This window comes from Nitratireductor sp. PBL-C9, assembly GCF_050877045.1.
Classification (GTDB): domain Bacteria; phylum Pseudomonadota; class Alphaproteobacteria; order Rhizobiales; family Rhizobiaceae; genus Nitratireductor; species Nitratireductor aquimarinus.
The window spans coordinates 200,840-219,469 of sequence record NZ_JBPAXW010000006.1 but is presented as its reverse complement, the minus strand read 5'-3'; the positions used below and the strand labels follow the sequence as shown (position 1 = coordinate 219,469).

The window sequence follows — 18,630 nt, the reverse complement described above, 5'->3', positions numbered from 1 at the left end:
CTGAAAGGTTCCGCGACGATCCCGGCTAAAGCCGAACAGGATTCTTCACTTCGAGAATGATGGCTGCCGCATCGACCTTGTCTTTGTGTTCTACCAGATCGAACCGCCACGCGTTACCGCTTTCTTCCACTTCCCTCCGGTAATCCCGGCCTTTGTGAAAGAGCGCACGCGCACCTTGGCTCAACCAGGGCTCTGTCAGCTCGAGAAGCAGCGAAAGCGGAGCCAAAGCCCGTGCCGTAACGATCTCCGGGGCCTCGATGAGGCTGTAGCAATCCTCGATTCGCTTTGCATGAACCTTTGGCCGAACCCCGACCTCGTTGAGCGACGAGACAAGAAAGGCTGCTTTCTTGCGGTTGCTTTCAACCAGATGGACTTCAGCGCCCGGCTTTTCAGCAAGAAGGATTGCCATTACCGCGCCGGGAAAACCGCCGCCCGACCCGACATCGAGCCATTTCCGGGCATCCGGTGCGAGCCGCAGAAGCTGCGCGCTATCCAGGATATGGCGCTCCCACAAGGTCTCCAGAGTCGAAGGGGCGGCCAGATTGATTCGTCTCGACCAGCGTCGGAAAACTTCCTCAAACGCAACCAGACGATCAAATGTTTCACGTGAAACTGGACCAGCGATTTCCACAAGCTGATCGAAACGCGATGTCGCCATTATGCAGCGCCCCGCTCGGTCTCAAACTGGCGCAGCGTGGCGATGATCAGTGCCAGAGCTGCCGGTGTCATCCCATCGATCCGCTGGGCGTCTGCAATGCTCCGCGGCCGCCGGGCCGCAAGCTTCTGCTTGAGCTCATTGGACAATCCCACAATCGTATCGAACGTCATATCATCCGGTATGAGCCGTGCTTCTTCTCGCCGCAGCATCGCGGCGTCACTTCCCTGCCGTTCGAGATAGACGGCGTATCGCGCCTCCGTCTCGACGAGCTCCGCGAGCTTCGGAGGGATAGAGGAGAAGTCATTCCAGATGGTAGTAAGTCGGCTCATATCGATATTTGGATAGGACAAGAGATCGTAGGCGGAGCGCCGGACACCGTCCTTGTTCAGCGCTATGCCATGACGCTCGGCTTCATTGGGGCTCAGGTCACGGCTCTTGATCAGCGCTCGCGCATCGTCCAGCGCCGTCTGCATCTCGCTGAAGCGCTTCCGTCTCTCCCACGACGCAATGCCCAGTTCCATGGCCAGAGGCGTCAGGCGCATATCCGCATTGTCTGCCCGCAGCGACAGGCGATATTCCGCGCGCGAGGTGAACATGCGATAGGGTTCACTCACACCGCGCGTCACCAGATCGTCGATCATCACGCCGATATAGGCATCCGCCCGGCCGAGGGTGATCATGCCGGTGCCGGACGCCGACCGCGCTGCATTGATGCCGGCAAGAATGCCTTGAGCTGCAGCCTCTTCATAACCGGTCGTGCCGTTGATCTGTCCCGCCAGGAACAGCCCCTTCACCCGCCGGGCCTCAAGTGTCGGTTCGAGATCTCGCGGATCCACATGGTCATATTCAATCGCATATCCCGGCTGAAGCACCACGGTCTCAGCCAAGCCGGGAATGGTCTTGAGAAGCGCGACCTGCGCATCTTCAGGCAGCGAAGTCGAAATACCGTTCGGATAAACCGTGTGGTCATCGAGACCTTCCGGCTCCAGGAATATCTGATGCCCTTCCCTGTCGCCAAACTTGACGATCTTGTCTTCAATGGACGGACAATAGCGCGGTCCGATTCCGTCAATCGCGCCGGAGTACATGGCCGAGCGATGCAGATTGTCCCGGATTACCTGATGGGTTTCCGGTGTCGTTCGCGTGATGCCGCACTCTATCTGCCGATTCACAATCCCGTCTGTCAGCAGGGAGAATGGCGTCGGATCGTCGTCCGCTGGCTGCATGTCGAGCGATGCCCAGTCAATCGTACGACCGTCCAGCCTGGGCGGGGTCCCCGTCTTCAATCGCCCAAGCCGGAAGCCAGCTGCTTCCATGGAAAGCGAAAGACGCTCGGCGGCCTGCTCATTCATGCGCCCGGCCGGTATCGTCTTTTCACCGATGTGGATGAGGCCGCGTAGAAACGTGCCAGTGGTCAACACGACAGAGCCACAGTTGAGATGACGCTCTCCGGACACAACGACACCCGTGACCCGCCCCGCATCAATGACCAGTTCCAGCGCCTCGCCTTCGATCACTTCGAGATGCTCTTGAGAACGGATCGCCTCCTGCACAGCAGACCGATAGAGCTTGCGATCTGCCTGTGTACGCGGGCCGCGAACTGCCGGACCCTTGCGGCGATTGAGTAAACGAAACTGAATGCCAGCGGCGTCTGCCGCACGTCCCATAATGCCGTCCAGCGCATCGACTTCCCGAACAAGGTGCCCCTTGCCAAGCCCACCGATTGCCGGGTTGCAGGACATCGCGCCGATGGTGTCGAAGCGAAGTGTAACCAGCGCGGTCTTTGCACCGCTGCGCGCAGAGGCGGATGCCGCTTCAGCGCCGGCGTGCCCGCCACCGATCACAATCACATCAAAGGTTTCGTTCGTCATATTCATATCCATCTGCGCTGCGCAAACGTCTCGACCAGAGAAGAAAGCTGGCTGGATTTAAGGACATTGGCATTGGGACGTTGGATGACATGTCCTTTTCCAACCCATCAGTCAAGAGATTTGAGTTGGATGGGTTTCACGTGAAACAATGAGTCAAGACTGTTCAATCTCCTATCCCGTGTTTCACGTGAGTCATCGCTAAATCAATCAACACTGTTTCACGTGAGTCACGATTTATCGTGCATGTTTCACGTGAGTCATTTGCCAATACAGAACTGCGAGAAAATTGTGTCGAGGAGGTCCTCGACATCAATGCTTCCAGAGATGCGTCCCAGCGCATCTGCAGAAAGTCGCAGCTCTTCCGCGCGCAGTTCGAGTGGTGTGTCCTCGGACGCAATTGCTGTCTGAGCATGACGTGCGGCTTCTTCGATCAGCTGTACGTGACGCTGTCTGAAAGGCAGGATCTCTGTCGCATTCCGGGTCGCATCCCCCACCCGCTGACGTAGTTCTGCCAGAAGAGCATCGATCCCTTCACCGGATTTGACCGAGATCTCAATGTCGTAGTCCCGCTGATTTCGATCTTTGGCCGGAAGATCAGCCTTGTTTCCGACCCGTAGAGAAGGTGCATCGGCCGGTGCTTCCACAGTGTCTTCAGCAGACATGTCTTCGAGAACAAGGATCAGATCCGCGTCTTTCGCTCTGCTGATCGCGCGTTCGATCCCGAGTGCTTCAACGCGGCCGGGGTTCTCCCGAATGCCAGCCGTATCCGTCAGGATCACTTTCGCACCGTCAATGTCGAGTGCGGTCTCCAGCGCATCGCGCGTGGTTCCTGGCTCATCCGTCACGATGGCGATATCGCGTTGGGCAAGCGCATTGAGAAGGCTGGATTTTCCGGCATTGGGCGCACCGAGAATCACGACGCGGTATCCCTCTCTGATGATCTCGGCATTCCGATATCCGGCGGCATGCGCCCTCAAGGATCGGTGCAGCGCAGTGACATCATTCCAGACCTGCTCCGCAACCGAACCCGGAACGTCTTCCTCATCCGAGAAATCCAGCTCCGCCTCGATCATGGCGCGGGCCTGAATAAGTGTCCTGCGCCAGCCATCGTAGAGTGCGCGGTGCCGTGTCTCCGAATTGGCCAGCGCAAAGCGGCGCTGCGCTTCTGTTTCTGCGGCAATCAGGTCGGAGAGCGCTTCTGCTTCCGTGAGGTCGAATTTTCCGTTCAAGAAGGCGCGTCGGGTAAACTCTCCGGCTTCTGCCAGACGAAACCCTGCAAAGCCGGCCAGCGCGTCAAGCACTGCCTGAACCACGGCGCGGCCACCATGCAGATGCAGCTCCGCACAATCCTCACCTGTGAAACTGTGCGGACCCGGAAAGAAGAGAACAAGCCCCCGATCGAGAAGCACGCCGTCACGATTGTGGAGCCCGCGCAACGCAGCCTGTCGCGCTACAGGCAAGGCGCCCGCCATTTGCTCAAGGGCCTGACGGGTGCCTTCGCCGGAAAGGCGCACCACGGCGACCCCCGATGGCAGTCCACCGCTGGAAAGTGCGAATATCGTTGCCCGCATCTGAATTGCCCTTACGTCCAAAGCGCCCTACCGTGCCGGTAGATATTTTCCATAACGATCCGATGTGCAAGGAATCCTGATGGCTCTGCCAGCAAAAAATCTGCTTTCCAACGAAACCAGCCCCTATCTCTTGCAGCACAAGGATAATCCGGTCCATTGGCGCCCCTGGTCTGCGGAAGCACTGCAGGAAGCCCGGGAGACGGACCGTCCAATTCTTCTCTCCGTTGGATACGCCGCGTGCCATTGGTGTCACGTGATGGCTCATGAGTCATTCGAGAATCCAAAAGTTGCGGAGGCCATGAACCGGCACTTCGTCAATATCAAGGTGGATCGGGAAGAGCGGCCGGAGATCGATCAGATCTATATGGCGGCCCTGTCTGCGACCGGCGAGCAAGGCGGCTGGCCGCTGACCATGTTTCTCGACCCGGATGGCAACCCGTTCTGGGGCGGCACCTATTTCCCGCCTGAGCAGCGGTATGGCCGGGCTGGCTTCCTCCAGGTGCTCGAGGCGGTCAATGCCGCCTGGCAGAACAAGCGCGCCGATCTCCTCAAGAGTGCTACGGCGTTGAAATCGCATGTCGAGAGTCGGCTCTCACCCGCTTCCAGTCACTCCGCCTCCCCTTCTGCGCTGCTGGATGATCTTGCGCCGAAAATTCTGCGCATGATCGACATGGAACTGGGCGGCCTTCGCGGTGCCCCAAAATTCCCCAATGTCCCGTTCATGCGCATACTCTGGCTTCAGGCGCTTCAATCCGGCGATGTTTCTTCTAAAGAAGCGGTTCTGTTCAGCCTCAAATCCATGCTTTCGGGCGGCATTTACGATCATGTAGGCGGTGGCCTCGCGCGTTATGCGACTGACGATCAGTGGATCGTCCCGCATTTCGAGAAAATGCTCTACGACAACGCACAGCTCCTCCGCATGCTGTGCTGGGCGTATGGCGAAACGCAAAATGAATTGTTTCGGTATCGAATCGAGGAAACCGTCGGCTGGCTGCTCCGCGAGATGCGGGACGTGAATGGCGCGTTCATATCCAGTCTGGACGCGGATACTGAAGGCGTTGAGGGGCAAACCTATCTCTGGACGCAAGAAGAGCTCAATTCCATCCTGGGTGCGGACGCAAATCGCTTTCTGGAAGTCTTCTCGCTCGCTCAACCGGAAGGCTGGAAGGGCGCGCCCATCCTGCATCGTCGTTCGACGCCGGAGTCTCAGGGGCGTGAGACCGAAACCGCGCTGCGCGACATGCTCGACAGACTGCTTGAAGCCCGCAACACCCGTCCCCAACCGGGGCGTGACGACAAGATTCTGGTCGACTGGAACGGCCTCACGATCACAGCTCTCGCCGAAGCCGGTCGCACCCTTGGGCGCCGGGACTGGATTGAAGCTGCGCAAACGGCTTTTCGTTTCGTATGCGAATCGATGGATCACGGCCGCCTGCCCCACAGCATCCGCGCCGGGAACCGGGTCTTTCCCGGGCTCACCAGCGATTATGCCTGCATGATTTCCGCTGCAGCGGCGCTTTATCAGGCGACAGGCGATGCAACACTGCTCGCACAGGCAGATGCCTGGCGCACCGTGTTGGATGAATGGCACGCGGATGCTGATGCGACAGGCTATTTTCTGACCGCTTCAGACGCCGGAGACGTACCCATGCGCATTCGCGGCGATGTGGATGAGGCCATCCCGTCGGCCACCAGCCAGTGCATAGAAGCGCTCCTTGCCCTCTCCGTGCTCCACAACGGCGCTCTCGGCGCCCATCTGGCCCATGTCGTTGAAAAGGCTCTCGGGCGCGCTGCGAGCCAGACCTACGGCCAGGCGGGCACTGTCTATGCTGCGGCTCTGGCGGAAGAACCCATGAAGCTGGTCATGGTCGAACCGGATGCGGAACAGGTTTTTGTTCCGGTAGCGAATCGACATCTGGATCCACGCCGTTTCGACATCGTTCTCTCTGGAGAGAAAGAAGCGGTGGAACTGCCCGGCGGTGTCACCGTCGATCCGAAACGGAAAGCGGCCTATCTCTGCGTCGGCCAGACCTGCCTGCCCCCATTCGACACCGCCAATGCACTGGAAGAGGCGTTGCGCAGAAGGCACTGAGCAGGATTTTATGCTGAACAAAAGATTAAGGCGGCGTCACGGTTTCCGGTGACGCCGCCTTTTCATTGCTGCCAGAACGGCAGATTTCGTCAAACTACCATCAGGTGTTCATCGAATCGAAGAATTCCGAATTGGTCTTGGTCTGCTTGAGCTTGTCGTTAAGGAACTCAATCGCGTCCGTAGTGCCCATCGGGGCGAGGATCCGGCGCAGAACGAAGATCTTCTGGAGATCCTGACGCGCGATAAGGAGGTCTTCCTTACGCGTACCGGACTTGAGAATGTCGATCGCCGGGAAGATGCGCTTGTCGGCAACCTTGCGGTCCAGAACGATTTCCGAGTTGCCCGTGCCCTTGAACTCTTCGAAGATCACTTCGTCCATCCGGCTGCCCGTATCGATGAGCGCCGTGGCGATGATCGTCAGCGAGCCGCCCTCTTCGATGTTGCGCGCCGCACCGAAGAAGCGCTTGGGGCGCTGCAGGGCGTTGGCGTCCACACCACCGGTCAGAACCTTGCCGGAAGACGGCACGACCGTGTTGTAGGCGCGGCCAAGACGGGTGATCGAATCGAGCAGAATGACCACGTCGCGGCCATGCTCGACCAGACGCTTCGCCTTCTCGATGACCATTTCGGCAACCTGCACGTGGCGCGAGGCCGGCTCGTCGAAGGTCGAGGAGATGACCTCGCCATTCACCGAGCGCTGCATGTCGGTCACTTCTTCCGGACGTTCGTCAATCAGAAGAACGATCAGGAAGCATTCCGGGTGATTCGAGGTGATCGAATGGGCGATGTTCTGAAGGAGAACCGTCTTACCCGTGCGCGGCGGCGCGACGATCAGGCCACGCTGGCCCTTGCCGAGCGGCGCCACCAGGTCGATCACGCGCGCCGACAGGTCTTTCTTCGTCGGATCCTCGATTTCCATGTTCAGCCGCTCATCGGGATAGAGCGGTGTCAGGTTATCGAAGTGGATCTTGTGGCGGATCTTCTCCGGATCCTCAAAATTGATCGTGTTGACCTTGAGAAGGGCGAAATAGCGTTCGCCTTCCTTGGGGCTGCGGATCGGACCCTCGACCGTATCGCCCGTCTTCAGCGAGAAGCGGCGGATCTGGGAGGGAGAGATGTAGATATCGTCCGGACCCGGCAGATAGTTGGCGGTTGCGGAGCGGAGGAAGCCGAAGCCATCCTGCAACACTTCCACGACGCCTTCGCCGATGATCTCGATATCCTGCGTGGAGAGCTTCTTCAAAATCGCGAACATCAGCTCCTGCTTGCGCATGATGCTGGCGTTCTCGACCTCAAGCGATTCTGCGAACGCAATGAGATCGGTCGGCGATTTGCTTTTCAGCTCTTGGAGTTTCATTTCCTGCATGTGCGGACTCTGGAAAGGCAAACAAAAAGATGGGGGTAGGCGTATTTGAAGCCAGCCGGTTTCACTCGGAACGGAAGATGTGCGTGGAACCGGACAAAAAGGAAGGAACCGACTCTTAGCGCCGTCTTGTTCAAAGGGCAAGACGGCATCGCCGGTTCCGCATCAAAGGCAGTCTGTCAAACCCGTATCAGAAGGGTTTGACGATAACAAGCACGACAATAACGATCATCAGAAGCGTCGGCGCTTCGTTCATTATACGCCAATGACGGGCGGGCTTGGTGTTCTGATCGGCCGCAAAGCGGCGAACGGAGGCCGAGAAATAGCCGTGCACGCCCGACATGGCGATAACAAGCGCGATCTTTGCGTGCAGCCAGCCGCCCGAAAAGCCGAAACCGTCCCAGGCCAGCCACAGGCCGAAAACCCAGGTCACAATCATGGCCGGGTTGATGATCAGCCGTAACAGACGCTGCTCCATCACCTTGAAGGTCTCGGATTTCTCCGAACGCGGCTCGGCATCCGCGTGATAGACGAACAGCCGCGGCAGGTAGAGCATGCCTGCCATCCAGGCAATCACGGCGATCACATGGATGGCCTTCGCCCAGAGATAGAAACCGGACGGATTGTAGAAAAACAAAAGCGCCGTCAGGCCGATGAAAATCGCCAGCGCCGTGAAGGCCCTGCCCGCAGCTTTCTTGCCGCCCGTGTCACTCGCAGCCATCACTCGGCCTCCCTGATCTGCTTCAGCATGGCTTCCACATGCTCAACCGGCGTCTTGGGCGTGATGCCGTGGCCGAGGTTGAAGATGAAGGGTCCATGTCTCAGGGCGTCCAGAATGGCCGCCACGCCCTCGTGGAGCGCCTCTCCGCCCGCAATCAGCCTCAGGGGGTCCAGATTGCCCTGAACGGCTCCCTCGGCCTGCAGACGGCGCGCTGTGCCCAGTGGAACGGTCCAGTCGAGGCCCAGCGCCGTCACGCCCGTCTCCCGGCGATAACCCGCATAATGCGCGCCCGCGCCCTTGGGAAAGCCGATGATCGGCACATCGGGGTGCTTTTCGCGCACTTTCGCCACGATCCGGGCCATCGGCTTCACGCACCAGCGCTCGAAAGAGAGCTCATCGAGAACACCGGCCCAGGAATCAAAGATCTGAACCGCATCCGCGCCCGCATCGATCTGGCGGATCAGATATTCGGCCGAACAGTCCGCAAGACAGTCGATCAGCGCGGAAAAGGCCTCCGGCTGTTCCAGAGCGAACATGCGGGCCGGCGCCTGGTCCGGCGTTCCATGCCCGGCGATCATGTAAGTCGCCACAGTCCACGGCGCGCCACAGAAGCCGAGCAGCGTCGTTTCGTCTGGAAGTTCTTTCCGAAGCCGCCGCACCGTCTCGTAGACCGGCGCCAGATGATCATGAAAACCGTCGGTTTCCAGCCTGGCGATGCCGCCGGCGTCGATTGGCGTCAGGAGCGGACCGCGCCCTTCCTCGAAGCGTAGATCGCGTCCGAGGGCATGAGGCACGACGAGAATGTCGGAAAACAGGATCGAAGCGTCGAAGTTGAAACGCCGGATCGGCTGTAGGGTCACTTCCACGGCCAGATCGGGATTGTAGCAGAGATCCAGAAACCCACCGGCGTGTTTCCGGGTTTCCCGGTATTCCGGCAGATATCGCCCTGCCTGGCGCATCATCCATACGGGAGGCGGAAACACCGTCTCGCCTCTAAGCACGTCGAGGATTTTTCGCTGCCCCATCAGGATGCTCCACAGTCAGGATTCAAAAGATAATTACAGATCTGAAGATTCTTCTGATTCTTAGACTCTGTTTGTAATGTGGATTCAAATCTGTCCACGGTTTCGCGCATCGCCCCTTCGGTCTTATTGCCGCGCCCCATGGCAATGCACATCTTCAGAAGAACGGGGATAATGCGGATTCAGCACGCAGATTCAATAGGCTGAGCCAATTTCGTTTTTCCGCGTGTGGTGGACAATGAAGGAAGGTTCGGGGATTGTCGATTGTTCTCCACATGGGCGGATCACAATTCACACCGGGCTGATCTGTGGAAGACTCTATGGACTTATCCAGAGGCGCGGCCTCGCCATTTTTTTGAGCCCGCGTTATCAACAATCATCCACATGGCGGGGCAGAAAACCGTGCAACAGCCGCAGCGCTTCTTCCATCTTCACATGATTTCTGATGCGACCGGAGAGACTCTTCTGGCCGCTGGACGCGCCGCAGCCGCGCAATACAAGGATGCGCGGGCGATCGAGCACATCTACCCGCTGATTCGAAATGAGAAGCAGCTGGCCCGCGTGCTCGATGAAGTGGAGCGCGAGCCGGGCATTGTTCTCTACACAGTGGTGGATCAGAAACTCGCCCGGCAGGTGGATGAAAGCTGTGCCGCGCTCGGCCTGCCCTGCGTTTCCGTGCTCGAACCGGTGCTGATGGTTTTCCAGTCCTATCTGGGAACACCCGCCGGACGGCGCATGGGCGCGCAGCATGTGCTGGATGCGCAGTATTTCCACCGCATCGAAGCGCTCAATTTCACCATGGAGCATGATGACGGGCAGCTTCCGCTGAACATTGAAGATGCGGACGTTGTGCTTGTGGGTATCTCCCGCACATCCAAGACGCCCACCAGCATCTATCTGGCGAACCGCGGTGTGAAGACAGCCAATGTTCCCATCGTTCTGGACATGAAGCTTCCCGAAGCGCTGGCGGAGGCCAGGCGGCCGCTGATCGTCGGCCTCGTTGCTTCCGCCGAGCGCATTTCACAGATCCGCCAGAACCGCATTCTGGGCTCTGTGGATGAAACAGCCTTCAATCCCTATACGGATCGCGCAACAATCTCGCGCGAGATTGCCTATGCGCGCCAGCTTTGCAGCCGGCATGGCTGGCCGGTGATCGACGTTTCGCGCCGGTCCATTGAAGAAACGGCAGCCGCCATTCTCGCATTGTATGCGAAGTCACGAGAAAACAGAGGGTGACACCATGACAGACAAGCCCGCCATCATCCTGGCGTCGGGAAGCGCCTTTCGTCAGAAAATGCTGCGCGATGCCGGCGTCACGTTTCGCGTCGAACGGTCCGAGATCGACGAGCGCGCTGTGGAAAACACGCTGGAGGGAAGCGGCGCGGATCCTGAAACCGTCGCCCAGGTGCTTGCCGAAGCCAAGGCCGTGGACGTTTCCGAGCGCTCCCCCGGCGCGCTTGTCATCGGTGCGGACCAGACCCTGTCGCTCGGTGATGAAGTCTTCCACAAGCCAGCAGACATGGAAGGCGCGCGCCGGCATCTTCTGAAACTTTCGGGCCGCACCCATCAGCTCAACAGCGCCGTCGTCATTGCGCGCGATGGCGAGGTGATCTGGCGGCATGTGGGCATTGCGCGCCTCACCATGCGCGATCTCGATCCCGCTTTCATCGGGCGTCATCTTTCCAGTGTGGGTGAAAACGCCCTGCACAGCGTGGGCGCTTATCAGATCGAAGGTGAAGGCATTCAGCTTTTCGAAAAGATTGAAGGCGACACCTTCACGATTGTCGGCCTGCCGCTCCTGCCGCTTCTGGCCGAGCTGCGCACGCTGGGGGCGATCGATGGCTGATATTCACGCCTTCGTTTGCGGGCATCCCATCGCGCATTCCCGCTCGCCGCTCATTCATGGCTACTGGCTTCATAAGCACGGCATCGCCGGCAGCTATGAAAAGCTGGATGTCGCACCGCTCGATTTCCCGGCGTTTCTCGCTGGCCTGTCATCTTCCGTATATGCCGGTGGCAACGTCACCCTGCCCCACAAAGAAGCAGCCTTTCAGGGTGTCGATCAGCGCGACGAGGCGGCCGAGATGATCGGCGCCGTCAACACGCTGTGGTTCGAGGGTGGAAAACTCATCGGCGGAAACACGGACGCCTATGGTTTTTCTGCAAATCTGAGCGCCATTGCTCCCGGCTGGACGTCTGGCGAGACCGCCGTGGTGCTGGGTGCAGGCGGTGCGGCGCGCGCCATCATCCACGCCATCCAGAAGGCCGGCTACCGCAAGATTCGCGTGGTCAATCGCACCATTGAGCGGGCCGAGGAGCTGGCGCAGCGTTTCGGAACGGGCGTCAGCGCCCATGGCTGGGACGCGCTTCCGGCACTTCTGTCCGATGCGCATCTTCTGGTGAACACGAGCGCGCTCGGCATGACCGGGAAACCGCCGCTGGAGATTTCGCTCGATCCAATGCCTGAAGGCGCGGTCGTCAGCGACATTGTCTATGCGCCGCTCAAGACGGACCTGCTTGCCGCCGCCGAGGCGCGCGGGCTCACGCCGGTCGACGGGCTGGGCATGCTGCTGCATCAGGCCGTTCCCGGTTTCGAGCGCTGGTTCGGCGTGCGGCCAGAGGTCACCGGGGCCCTGCGCACGCATGTTCTGTCCGATGGAGAACAGGTGTGACAGTCATTCTCGGCCTCACCGGCTCCATCGGCATGGGGAAATCCACAACCGGCCGCATGTTTGTGGAAGAAGGCGTGCCGGTGCACGATTCCGATGCAGCGGTTCACAGGCTCTATGCGGGTGCTGCTGCCCCGCTCATCGAGGCGCGTTTCCCCGGAACCGTTGTTGACGGCGCGGTGGATCGTGAACGACTGGCCAGGGCCGTTTTGGGGAAACCCGAAGCCTTCAAGGCGCTGGAAGAGATCATCCATCCACTGGTGCGTCAGGATGCAGACGCGTTCGTTGCCGAAAACAGGCAAAAGGGAACGCCAATCGTCGTGCTCGACATTCCGCTCCTGTTCGAAACGGGCGGTGAGGATCGTGTTGATCGAATTGTTGTCGTCACCGCGCCGGCTGAAGAGCAGCGCACCCGGGTTCTGTCACGCCCCGGCATGACGGAAGAAAAGTTCGCCGCGATCCTTGCCCGTCAGGTGCCGGATGCGGAAAAGCGCGCGCGCGCCGACTTCATCATCGACACGGGCAATGGGATGGAAGCGGCGCGCGATGCCGTGAAATCGGTGATCGCAGCACTTTCCCCAGCCGAAACACCATCCCCATAAGGCCATGCTTGCGTCACCCGCATCGGGTGCGCATGTTGCTCACGAACTGGCGCTCTGGAGCGAATGAATGCGCGAAATCGTTTTCGATACGGAAACCACGGGTCTCGACAACAATCTGGATCGGGTGATCGAGATCGGCTGTGTCGAGCTGGACAATCGTTTTCCCACGGGGCGTTTCCTGCATCATTACATCAATGCGCAGGGCCGTTCGGTTCACCCGGAGGCGCAGGCGGTTCACGGAATTTCCGATGCCGATCTCGCCGACAAGCCGGCGTTTGGCGCGGTTCTGCAAGAATTTCTGGAATTCATCGACGGCGCAAAGCTGGTCGCTCACAATGCGAACTTCGATATCGGCTTCATCAATGCCGAATTCGACCGGCTGGGCGTTCCCCCGGTGGAGCCCTCGCTTGTGGTCGATACGCTGGCCATCGCCCGGCGCAAACACCCGATGGGGCCGAATTCGCTCGATGCGCTGTGCCGTCGCTATGGCATCGACAACAGCCGCCGCACCAAGCACGGCGCTCTCCTCGACGCCGAACTTCTCGCCGAAGTCTATATCGAGCTGATCGGCGGCAAGCAGGCCGCTCTTGGTCTGGAGATTTCAGGCGGTGGCGACAATGCGGGCGAAAGCGCGCTGGCCGCTTCGGTCACCCTCTCGGCGCGACCGACTCCCCTTCCCCCGCGCATCAGCGAGGAAGAGCGCGCCGCTCATGAGGCGCTGGTCGAAAAGCTCGGCGAAAAATCGCTCTGGCACAATCTGCGCGCCTGAAGTCGGGCAGTTTTCCGGAAAATCCCGGCTTTCTCTGAAAATCGAAGAATCCTGCGCCAGAAATGATGCGCCAGAAGTGATTCGGGGCGGCGCCCGAAAGCGCCACCCCGAAAAAAACTCAGAGAATCTGGCTGGATCAGGAAACCTGAACCTGGCCCTTTGCCTGTTCCTCGGCAACGCGCTGCTGGAACATGCGGGCAAAGTCGATCGGGTCGATCATCAGCGGCGGGAAGCCACCGGCGCGGGTTGCGTCGGCGATGACCTGACGTGCGAACGGGAAGAGAAGACGCGGGCACTCGATGAAGAGAACCGGCAGCATGTGCTCCTGCGGGAAACCGGCAACGCGGAAGACACCGCCATAAACCAGCTCTACGTTGAACAGCACCTTGCCTTCGGCTTCTGCCTTGGCGTTGAGCGTCAGCACGACGTCATAGTCGGTCTCGCCAAGCGGGTTGGCGTTGACATTGACGTTGATGTTGATTGCCGGAGCTTCCGAACGACCGCGCAGAGACTGCGGAGCACCCGGGCTTTCGAAGGAAAGATCCTTCACATACTGGGTCAGAACGTTCAGTGCGGGCTGTGCGCCGTTGCCGGCCTTTGCCGCTTCGTTCGCGCCTGCAGTGTTTTCTTCTGGTTTCTTGGCCATGCGTGTTCTTCCTCAAGCGTGGTTGGCAGCCGCGCGGCTCCCCGAAAATAATTGTTTGCTCGCTAGCATGGGCTTTGGCGCATGACAAGGCGCGGCGGGGTCGCGGGACGGTCCGCTTTAGTCGCGATCGGGTCCGCGCCAGGGCGATTTATCGTTCGGTTCGTCGCTGTAATCGTCTGCCGAAAGATCAATTGTCTGCGGCCCGGTGTCGCGTCGATAGGGGTTTTGGCGCTGTGCGCCGGCGCCTGCCGCCCCGCCCATGACGACGATGCGGCTGCGCAGGAATTTCCAGCCGATGTCGCGGATTGCCGGAATGAACAGGAGGAAACCGAGCGTATCGGTGATGAAACCGGGCGTGAGAAGAAGCACGCCAGCCACCATGATCATCATGCCATGCACGAGATCGCGGCCGGGCACGCCGCCCTCATTCATCGTTTCCTGAATGCGGCGAACGACCCCAAACCCCTGAATTCTCAGAAGGATGGAGCCTGTCACGGCTGTTATCAGAACCAGCGCCAGCGTGGGGAACACGCCGATCTGGCTGCCGACAACGACGAACATGGCGATCTCGCCCAACGGGATGGCGAGAAGGAGGAAGGGAACAATCGAAAATCGCACGAACTTGTTAGCCTTGTTGCCTGTTTAAGCGGATTCTGACCGTTCCATGCTGGCCAGTGGGGAAAACATAGGTATTCTGACCGAAAATTTGAATGATGGCGGTCTGCGTTCTATATGATTTCCGGTAAGGACGGGGTGCCGTCGCCTCTGCACCTGGCCTGAGCCGGCAGGTGCTGCGGAACACAGTGGCTCGTTTGGCTGGACGTTATGGAATTCTTCGATTTCGGCACGATTTTCTTTCTGATTGCCGCTGTGGTGATCTTCTTTCAGCTGCGCAATGTGCTCGGCCGGCGTACGGGCAACGAACGTCCGCCTTTTGATCCCTACACCGCAGGGCGCAGGTCTTCCAGCGAAGAAAAGTCCGGCGACGGCGAAAACGTGGTCTCCCTGCCGCGCCGCAAGGGCGCTCCGGAACCCGACCTGACCTATGCCGATATCGACAAGGCCGCCAAGCCGGGCAGCGAACTGAACAAGGGCATGCGCGCCATTCGCGACGCTGACGCCTCGTTCGCGCCCAAGAGCTTCGTCGAAGGCGCGAAGATGGCCTATGAGATGATCGTCATGGCCTATGCCGATGGCGACCGCCGGACCCTCAAGAACCTGCTTTCGCGCGAGGTTTATGAAGGTTTCGTCGCTGCAATCGACGAGCGTGAGAAGCGCAACGAGAAGATCGAATCCTCGTTTGTCGGCATCGACAGCATGGATATCGTCGCCGCCGAGATGAAGGGTACGGAAGCCCATGTGACGCTGCGCATCGTCAGCGAGCTCATCTCCGCCACCCGTGACGGGTCCGGCGAGGTGATCGACGGCGATCCCGAGACCGTGGCCGAAGTCAAGGATGTGTGGACCTTCGCGCGCGACAGCCGTTCCCGCGACCCCAACTGGAAGCTCGTCGCCACCGAAGCCGAGGATTGATCCTTGCCGGGCGGAGCGTCGTGCATGGCCGCACAGTCTGCGGCGCTTTCGCCATCCCTTGAGAGGGTTTCGTTCAGCGACATGCCAGGCTGGCGGGAAGACAAGGTTCTTTCCGCCTTTCGTGCATTTGCCCGTTCCGCCAAGCGCGTTGCCGTAAAGCCCTATCGCACGGGCGCGCTGGGCATCGCGCTTTCTGCTTTCGCTCCCGCTCATAAAGCGGCACTGGCCATGCCCGACGCCGATGAAGCGTCGGCCCGGGCATTCTTCGAAGAACATTTCATTCCCTGCCATATCCGCGCTGAAGACGGCGGTTCCGGTTTTGTGACCGGCTATTACGAGCCGGAGGTTGAGGCCTCGCGCGAAAGGACCGAGCGCTTTTGCGTGCCGCTCTACCGGCGTCCCGACGATCTGGTGGATGTGGATGACGAGAACCGCCCGGCCGGGCTTGATCCCTATTTTGCGTTTGCCCGGAAAACGGACAGCGGCCTTGTGGAGTATCACGACCGCGGCGCAATTGACCGTGGCGCGCTGGAAGGGCGTGGTCTGGAACTCGTCTGGCTCGACAACAGGGTCGATGCCTATTTCATCCATGTTCAGGGTGCGGCAAGGCTGCGGTTTGAGGATGGATCCGTCATGCGCGTCACCTACGCCGCGAAGTCGGGTCACTATTTTACGGGCGCCGGAAAGGTGCTCATCGAGTGCGGCGCGCTTTCTCCGGAAACGGTCACAATGCAGAGCATTCGGGCCTGGTTTTCGGAAAATCCGGAGCGAATTGACGAAATTCTCCGGCAAAACCGCTCTTTCATCTTTTTCCGCGAAACCGATGCGGGAGCGCCGGAACTTGGTCCCGTGGCCGCCGCCAAGGTGCAGCTCACGCCGGGGCGCTCGATCGCCGTCGACCGGCTGTTGCACACATTCGGGACCCCGTTCTTCATCAATGCGCCGGAACTCGATGTGGTCGATGGCGGGCCATTCCGCCGCCTGATGATCGCGCAGGATACGGGCTCGGCGATCACCGGACAGGCGCGGGCCGATCTCTTCATCGGCAGCGGTTCTGCGGCGGGCGAGATCGCCGGTGTGATCCGCCACAGAGCGGATTTTTATGCGCTGGTTCCCAGAGCGCTTGTGGAAGGCTGAGCAATGACCAGCCACACGCCGAAACGCCTGAGTATGGAAGACCGCATTCTGTGGAACCGCGTGGCGCGGACCACGGAGCCGCTCAAGGGCAAGTTTCTTGAAGAAACGGCAGAACCCGATGACGACACGATGGCCGAGCTTTCGCGTCTGGTGGCGCAGGACACATCGCGGCCTGCTGCGACATCCAGCAGTTCCGGCAAGGCTTCGCCCGCTCCGGTCAAGGCGCATCCGACCCGGCCCATCGACAAGCCCACCCATACCAAGATTGCCCGTGGCCGGCTTGTTCTGGAGGGGCGCGTGGACCTTCACGGGCTGACCCAGTCGGAAGCGCACAGCCTGCTTCTCTCCTTCCTGAACCGCGCCCATGCGGAGGGCATGCGCCATGTTCTGGTGATTACCGGCAAGGGCGCATCGTTCGGCAGTGATGGCGTGCTGCGCCGCGCCCTGCCGCGCTGGCTTGCAACACCGCCCTTCTCCGGCCTGGTGAGCGGGATCGACGAGGCAAGCCGGCGTCATGGCGGCGGCGGCGCGTTCTATATCCGCCTGAAGCGCAGGCACAGGAGCGGCATGTGACCCCGCTTGGCGAGAAAATCCGCGAGCTGCGGCGTGAGCGCGGGGTGAGCCAGAAGGAAATGGCGGCGGCCATCGGCGTCAGCGCGGCCTATCTTTCTTCTCTGGAGCACGGTCGCGCCAGCCCGCCCAACTGGGCGATGGTTCAGAAGATCATCGGTTTTTTCAACGTGATCTGGGATGAGGCGGACGAGCTGCAGCGGATCGCCGAGCTTTCACACCCGCGCGTCGTGGTGGACACGGCGCATCTTTCGCCCTGTGCAACGGAACTCGCAAACCTTCTGGCGGCGCATATCGCTTCTCTGAAGGATGGCGAGATCAAGGTGCTTCTGAAGCAGTTGAAAGCCGTCACCGGCGACCGGGCGACGGACGGGACATAAGAACCTGATGGTTCAGGAATCCTGGAAAAGCGCCTTCAGCTCATCCAGCTTCTCGTTCACCAGCCAGCCATAATAGTTCTCTTCCGGAAGCTTGACCCGCTGGCCTTTGGCCCGGCGGACGCGGTTTTCCGCTGCCAGACGCGCGGCGCGTGCTTCCGGGTTTCCGAGATTGTAGAGCGTGGCGGTGATGCCGGGGTTCTTCGAAATGTCGAAATCGGCAATCTGCCTGTAGGCGGCGATGGACTTCTTCACCGTCGCGGCCACATAGGCGAGCGATTTATCCGGGTCCATGATCGTCTGGTAGACTTCCTGCGGATTGGTGTGGCTGATCTGGCGGAAGCCGGAAACCCTGTTCACCGTGTCGGTCATCTTGAGGGCGGTCAGCGGATTGAGCTGACCGATGCCGAAGGTCTGGCCTGCATAGAAGGGCTGGAAGAACACGGCCCCGAACCGGTCGTTCGGCCATTTCTTGCCGTCGACGGATTTGCCGCGGAACGATTTGTCCCAGACGGCTTCGCGGCACGACCAGATGTCGTAGCTGCCCTTTTCCTTTTCGCAGTCGGCGAATTCGGGCCGTTCCACGAACTGGCCGACTGTCTCACCGCCATAGGAGAAGGAGAAATCGCTTTTCAGATAAGAGACCGCCTTCACATAATAGGTCTGGAGGCGGTCATAGGCGTCCACATTGTAGGTGTGCTCACCGACGATGGCGCCGACCATGTGAACGGGATCGATGTTGTATCGGGATGAAATGGAGCGGATCTTGGAAACAAGCCCGCCATCGGTTTTCAGAAGCTGGTAGACCTTGCCATATTTGGCTTCATAGGTGGTCTGGGCCGACTTCGTGCGCTTGGCCGAAACACCGGGCACCGGGGGCTGTTTGGCGTTCCGGTTTCCTTCGGGAACGAGTTTGGCCGCGGAAACGGGAAGTGTTCCGACGCAGAAGAAGCCGAGGCAAATGCCTATAACCAGTCGTGCCCGTGGTGCCATGTCGCGCTGCTTGCGCCCCCTGCGTGGTTCTGACTT

19 protein-coding genes are annotated in these 18,630 nt (G+C 59.9%); 10 read left to right on the top strand and 9 right to left on the bottom strand.

The features are described 5' to 3' along the window. Positions 1 to 25: 25 nt before the first annotated feature. From rsmG to mnmE, 3 genes are all read right to left on the bottom strand, one after another. Positions 26 to 658 (bottom strand): 16S rRNA (guanine(527)-N(7))-methyltransferase RsmG, encoded by a 633-nt coding sequence (rsmG, locus tag ACRTG1_RS14555; protein ID WP_206553300.1) that lies wholly within the window; start codon positions 656 to 658, stop codon positions 26 to 28. Continuing rightward, positions 658 to 2,529: a tRNA uridine-5-carboxymethylaminomethyl(34) synthesis enzyme MnmG gene (gene mnmG / locus ACRTG1_RS14550; RefSeq protein ID WP_432516464.1), complete on the bottom strand. Its 1,872-nt coding sequence runs from the start codon at positions 2,527 to 2,529 to the stop codon at positions 658 to 660. The genes rsmG and mnmG overlap by 1 nt, the downstream gene beginning before the upstream one ends. Positions 2,530 to 2,786: 257 nt before the next feature. Then, positions 2,787 to 4,100: a tRNA uridine-5-carboxymethylaminomethyl(34) synthesis GTPase MnmE gene (gene mnmE, locus ACRTG1_RS14545; protein ID WP_432516463.1), complete on the bottom strand. Its 1,314-nt coding sequence runs from the start codon at positions 4,098 to 4,100 to the stop codon at positions 2,787 to 2,789. 79 nt (positions 4,101 to 4,179) lie between these two features. Here mnmE and ACRTG1_RS14540 point away from each other — a divergent pair, with 79 nt between their 5' ends. After that, positions 4,180 to 6,192, top strand: coding sequence for a thioredoxin domain-containing protein (locus ACRTG1_RS14540; RefSeq protein WP_432516462.1), 2,013 nt, complete (start codon positions 4,180 to 4,182; stop codon positions 6,190 to 6,192). Positions 6,193 to 6,292: 100 nt separating this feature from the next. Here the strand turns inward: ACRTG1_RS14540 and rho are convergent, their stop codons facing one another. From rho to hemE, 3 genes are all read right to left on the bottom strand, one after another. Next, on the bottom strand, positions 6,293 to 7,558 hold the full coding sequence (gene rho, locus ACRTG1_RS14535) for a transcription termination factor Rho (protein WP_113153616.1): 1,266 nt from the start codon (positions 7,556 to 7,558) through the stop codon (positions 6,293 to 6,295). A gap of 187 nt (positions 7,559 to 7,745) precedes the next feature. Next, positions 7,746 to 8,276: a protoporphyrinogen oxidase HemJ gene (hemJ, locus tag ACRTG1_RS14530; protein WP_432516461.1), complete on the bottom strand. Its 531-nt coding sequence runs from the start codon at positions 8,274 to 8,276 to the stop codon at positions 7,746 to 7,748. Further along, on the bottom strand, positions 8,276 to 9,301 hold the full coding sequence (gene hemE, locus ACRTG1_RS14525; protein ID WP_206545573.1) for a uroporphyrinogen decarboxylase: 1,026 nt from the start codon (positions 9,299 to 9,301) through the stop codon (positions 8,276 to 8,278). The genes hemJ and hemE overlap by 1 nt, the downstream gene beginning before the upstream one ends. A 399-nt stretch (positions 9,302 to 9,700) precedes the next feature. Between hemE and ACRTG1_RS14520 the strand changes: the two genes are divergently transcribed. The 5 genes from ACRTG1_RS14520 (at position 9,701) to dnaQ (ending at position 13,338) form a co-directional block, all read left to right on the top strand. Beyond that, positions 9,701 to 10,534 (top strand): pyruvate, water dikinase regulatory protein, encoded by an 834-nt coding sequence (locus ACRTG1_RS14520; RefSeq protein ID WP_206545572.1) that lies wholly within the window; start codon positions 9,701 to 9,703, stop codon positions 10,532 to 10,534. Positions 10,535 to 10,538: 4 nt separating this feature from the next. Next, positions 10,539 to 11,144, top strand: a complete 606-nt coding sequence (locus ACRTG1_RS14515; RefSeq protein WP_113153619.1) for a Maf-like protein — start codon at positions 10,539 to 10,541, stop codon at positions 11,142 to 11,144. Beyond that, positions 11,137 to 11,970, top strand: coding sequence for a shikimate dehydrogenase (locus ACRTG1_RS14510; protein ID WP_432516460.1), 834 nt, complete (start codon positions 11,137 to 11,139; stop codon positions 11,968 to 11,970). The genes ACRTG1_RS14515 and ACRTG1_RS14510 overlap by 8 nt, the downstream gene beginning before the upstream one ends. Then, complete coding sequence (gene coaE, locus ACRTG1_RS14505; protein WP_432516459.1) at positions 11,967 to 12,569, top strand: dephospho-CoA kinase; 603 nt, start codon at positions 11,967 to 11,969, stop codon at positions 12,567 to 12,569. Before ACRTG1_RS14510 ends, coaE begins: the two co-directional genes overlap by 4 nt. A 67-nt stretch (positions 12,570 to 12,636) precedes the next feature. Then, a complete protein-coding gene (dnaQ, locus tag ACRTG1_RS14500) occupies positions 12,637 to 13,338 on the top strand; it encodes a DNA polymerase III subunit epsilon (protein WP_297560851.1) in 702 nt (233 codons plus the stop codon). Between the two features lie 136 nt (positions 13,339 to 13,474). Here the strand turns inward: dnaQ and secB are convergent, their stop codons facing one another. Continuing rightward, the gene (gene secB, locus ACRTG1_RS14495) at positions 13,475 to 13,984 is read right to left on the bottom strand and encodes a protein-export chaperone SecB (protein WP_113153623.1); all 510 of its coding nucleotides are present in this window, start codon (positions 13,982 to 13,984) and stop codon (positions 13,475 to 13,477) included. Between the two features lie 117 nt (positions 13,985 to 14,101). Beyond that, positions 14,102 to 14,602, bottom strand: coding sequence for an FxsA family protein (locus ACRTG1_RS14490; protein WP_317088471.1), 501 nt, complete (start codon positions 14,600 to 14,602; stop codon positions 14,102 to 14,104). A gap of 207 nt (positions 14,603 to 14,809) precedes the next feature. Between ACRTG1_RS14490 and ACRTG1_RS14485 the strand changes: the two genes are divergently transcribed. From ACRTG1_RS14485 to ACRTG1_RS14470, 4 genes are read left to right on the top strand one after another with little or no spacing between them, the layout of a single operon-like run. Continuing rightward, the gene (locus tag ACRTG1_RS14485; RefSeq protein ID WP_432516458.1) at positions 14,810 to 15,517 is read left to right on the top strand and encodes a Tim44/TimA family putative adaptor protein; all 708 of its coding nucleotides are present in this window, start codon (positions 14,810 to 14,812) and stop codon (positions 15,515 to 15,517) included. 24 nt (positions 15,518 to 15,541) lie between these two features. Then, positions 15,542 to 16,654, top strand: a complete 1,113-nt coding sequence (gene mltA, locus ACRTG1_RS14480) for a murein transglycosylase A (RefSeq protein WP_432516457.1) — start codon at positions 15,542 to 15,544, stop codon at positions 16,652 to 16,654. Positions 16,655 to 16,657: 3 nt separating this feature from the next. Further along, on the top strand, positions 16,658 to 17,227 hold the full coding sequence (locus ACRTG1_RS14475; RefSeq protein WP_113153627.1) for a Smr/MutS family protein: 570 nt from the start codon (positions 16,658 to 16,660) through the stop codon (positions 17,225 to 17,227). Then, a complete protein-coding gene (locus ACRTG1_RS14470; protein ID WP_113153628.1) occupies positions 17,224 to 17,604 on the top strand; it encodes a helix-turn-helix domain-containing protein in 381 nt (126 codons plus the stop codon). The genes ACRTG1_RS14475 and ACRTG1_RS14470 overlap by 4 nt, the downstream gene beginning before the upstream one ends. A gap of 12 nt (positions 17,605 to 17,616) precedes the next feature. On the opposite strand, the gene ACRTG1_RS14465 is transcribed toward ACRTG1_RS14470, so the two are convergent. Next, positions 17,617 to 18,594 carry a DUF1402 family protein gene (locus ACRTG1_RS14465; protein ID WP_113153629.1) on the bottom strand — a complete coding sequence of 326 codons (978 nt, stop codon included), beginning with the start codon at positions 18,592 to 18,594 and terminating at the stop codon, positions 17,617 to 17,619. Positions 18,595 to 18,630 lie beyond the last annotated feature (36 nt).

What these genes read in the sequence shown, in the direction of transcription:
- rsmG (WP_206553300.1), bottom strand. Translation starts at nt 658, where the DNA reads ATGGCGACATCGCGTTTCGATCAGCTTGTGGAAATCGCTGGTCCAGTT.
- ACRTG1_RS14540 (WP_432516462.1), top strand. Translation starts at nt 4,180, where the DNA reads ATGGCTCTGCCAGCAAAAAATCTGCTTTCCAACGAAACCAGCCCCTAT.
- hemE (WP_206545573.1), bottom strand. Translation starts at nt 9,301, where the DNA reads ATGGGGCAGCGAAAAATCCTCGACGTGCTTAGAGGCGAGACGGTGTTT.
- ACRTG1_RS14485 (WP_432516458.1), top strand. Translation starts at nt 14,810, where the DNA reads ATGGAATTCTTCGATTTCGGCACGATTTTCTTTCTGATTGCCGCTGTG.
- ACRTG1_RS14510 (WP_432516460.1), top strand. Translation starts at nt 11,137, where the DNA reads ATGGCTGATATTCACGCCTTCGTTTGCGGGCATCCCATCGCGCATTCC.
- mnmG (WP_432516464.1), bottom strand. Translation starts at nt 2,529, where the DNA reads ATGACGAACGAAACCTTTGATGTGATTGTGATCGGTGGCGGGCACGCC.
- ACRTG1_RS14465 (WP_113153629.1), bottom strand. Translation starts at nt 18,594, where the DNA reads ATGGCACCACGGGCACGACTGGTTATAGGCATTTGCCTCGGCTTCTTC.
- rho (WP_113153616.1), bottom strand. Translation starts at nt 7,558, where the DNA reads ATGCAGGAAATGAAACTCCAAGAGCTGAAAAGCAAATCGCCGACCGAT.
- dnaQ (WP_297560851.1), top strand. Translation starts at nt 12,637, where the DNA reads ATGCGCGAAATCGTTTTCGATACGGAAACCACGGGTCTCGACAACAAT.
- ACRTG1_RS14475 (WP_113153627.1), top strand. Translation starts at nt 16,658, where the DNA reads ATGACCAGCCACACGCCGAAACGCCTGAGTATGGAAGACCGCATTCTG.
- hemJ (WP_432516461.1), bottom strand. Translation starts at nt 8,276, where the DNA reads ATGGCTGCGAGTGACACGGGCGGCAAGAAAGCTGCGGGCAGGGCCTTC.
- secB (WP_113153623.1), bottom strand. Translation starts at nt 13,984, where the DNA reads ATGGCCAAGAAACCAGAAGAAAACACTGCAGGCGCGAACGAAGCGGCA.
- mltA (WP_432516457.1), top strand. Translation starts at nt 15,542, where the DNA reads ATGGCCGCACAGTCTGCGGCGCTTTCGCCATCCCTTGAGAGGGTTTCG.
- mnmE (WP_432516463.1), bottom strand. Translation starts at nt 4,100, where the DNA reads ATGCGGGCAACGATATTCGCACTTTCCAGCGGTGGACTGCCATCGGGG.
- ACRTG1_RS14515 (WP_113153619.1), top strand. Translation starts at nt 10,539, where the DNA reads ATGACAGACAAGCCCGCCATCATCCTGGCGTCGGGAAGCGCCTTTCGT.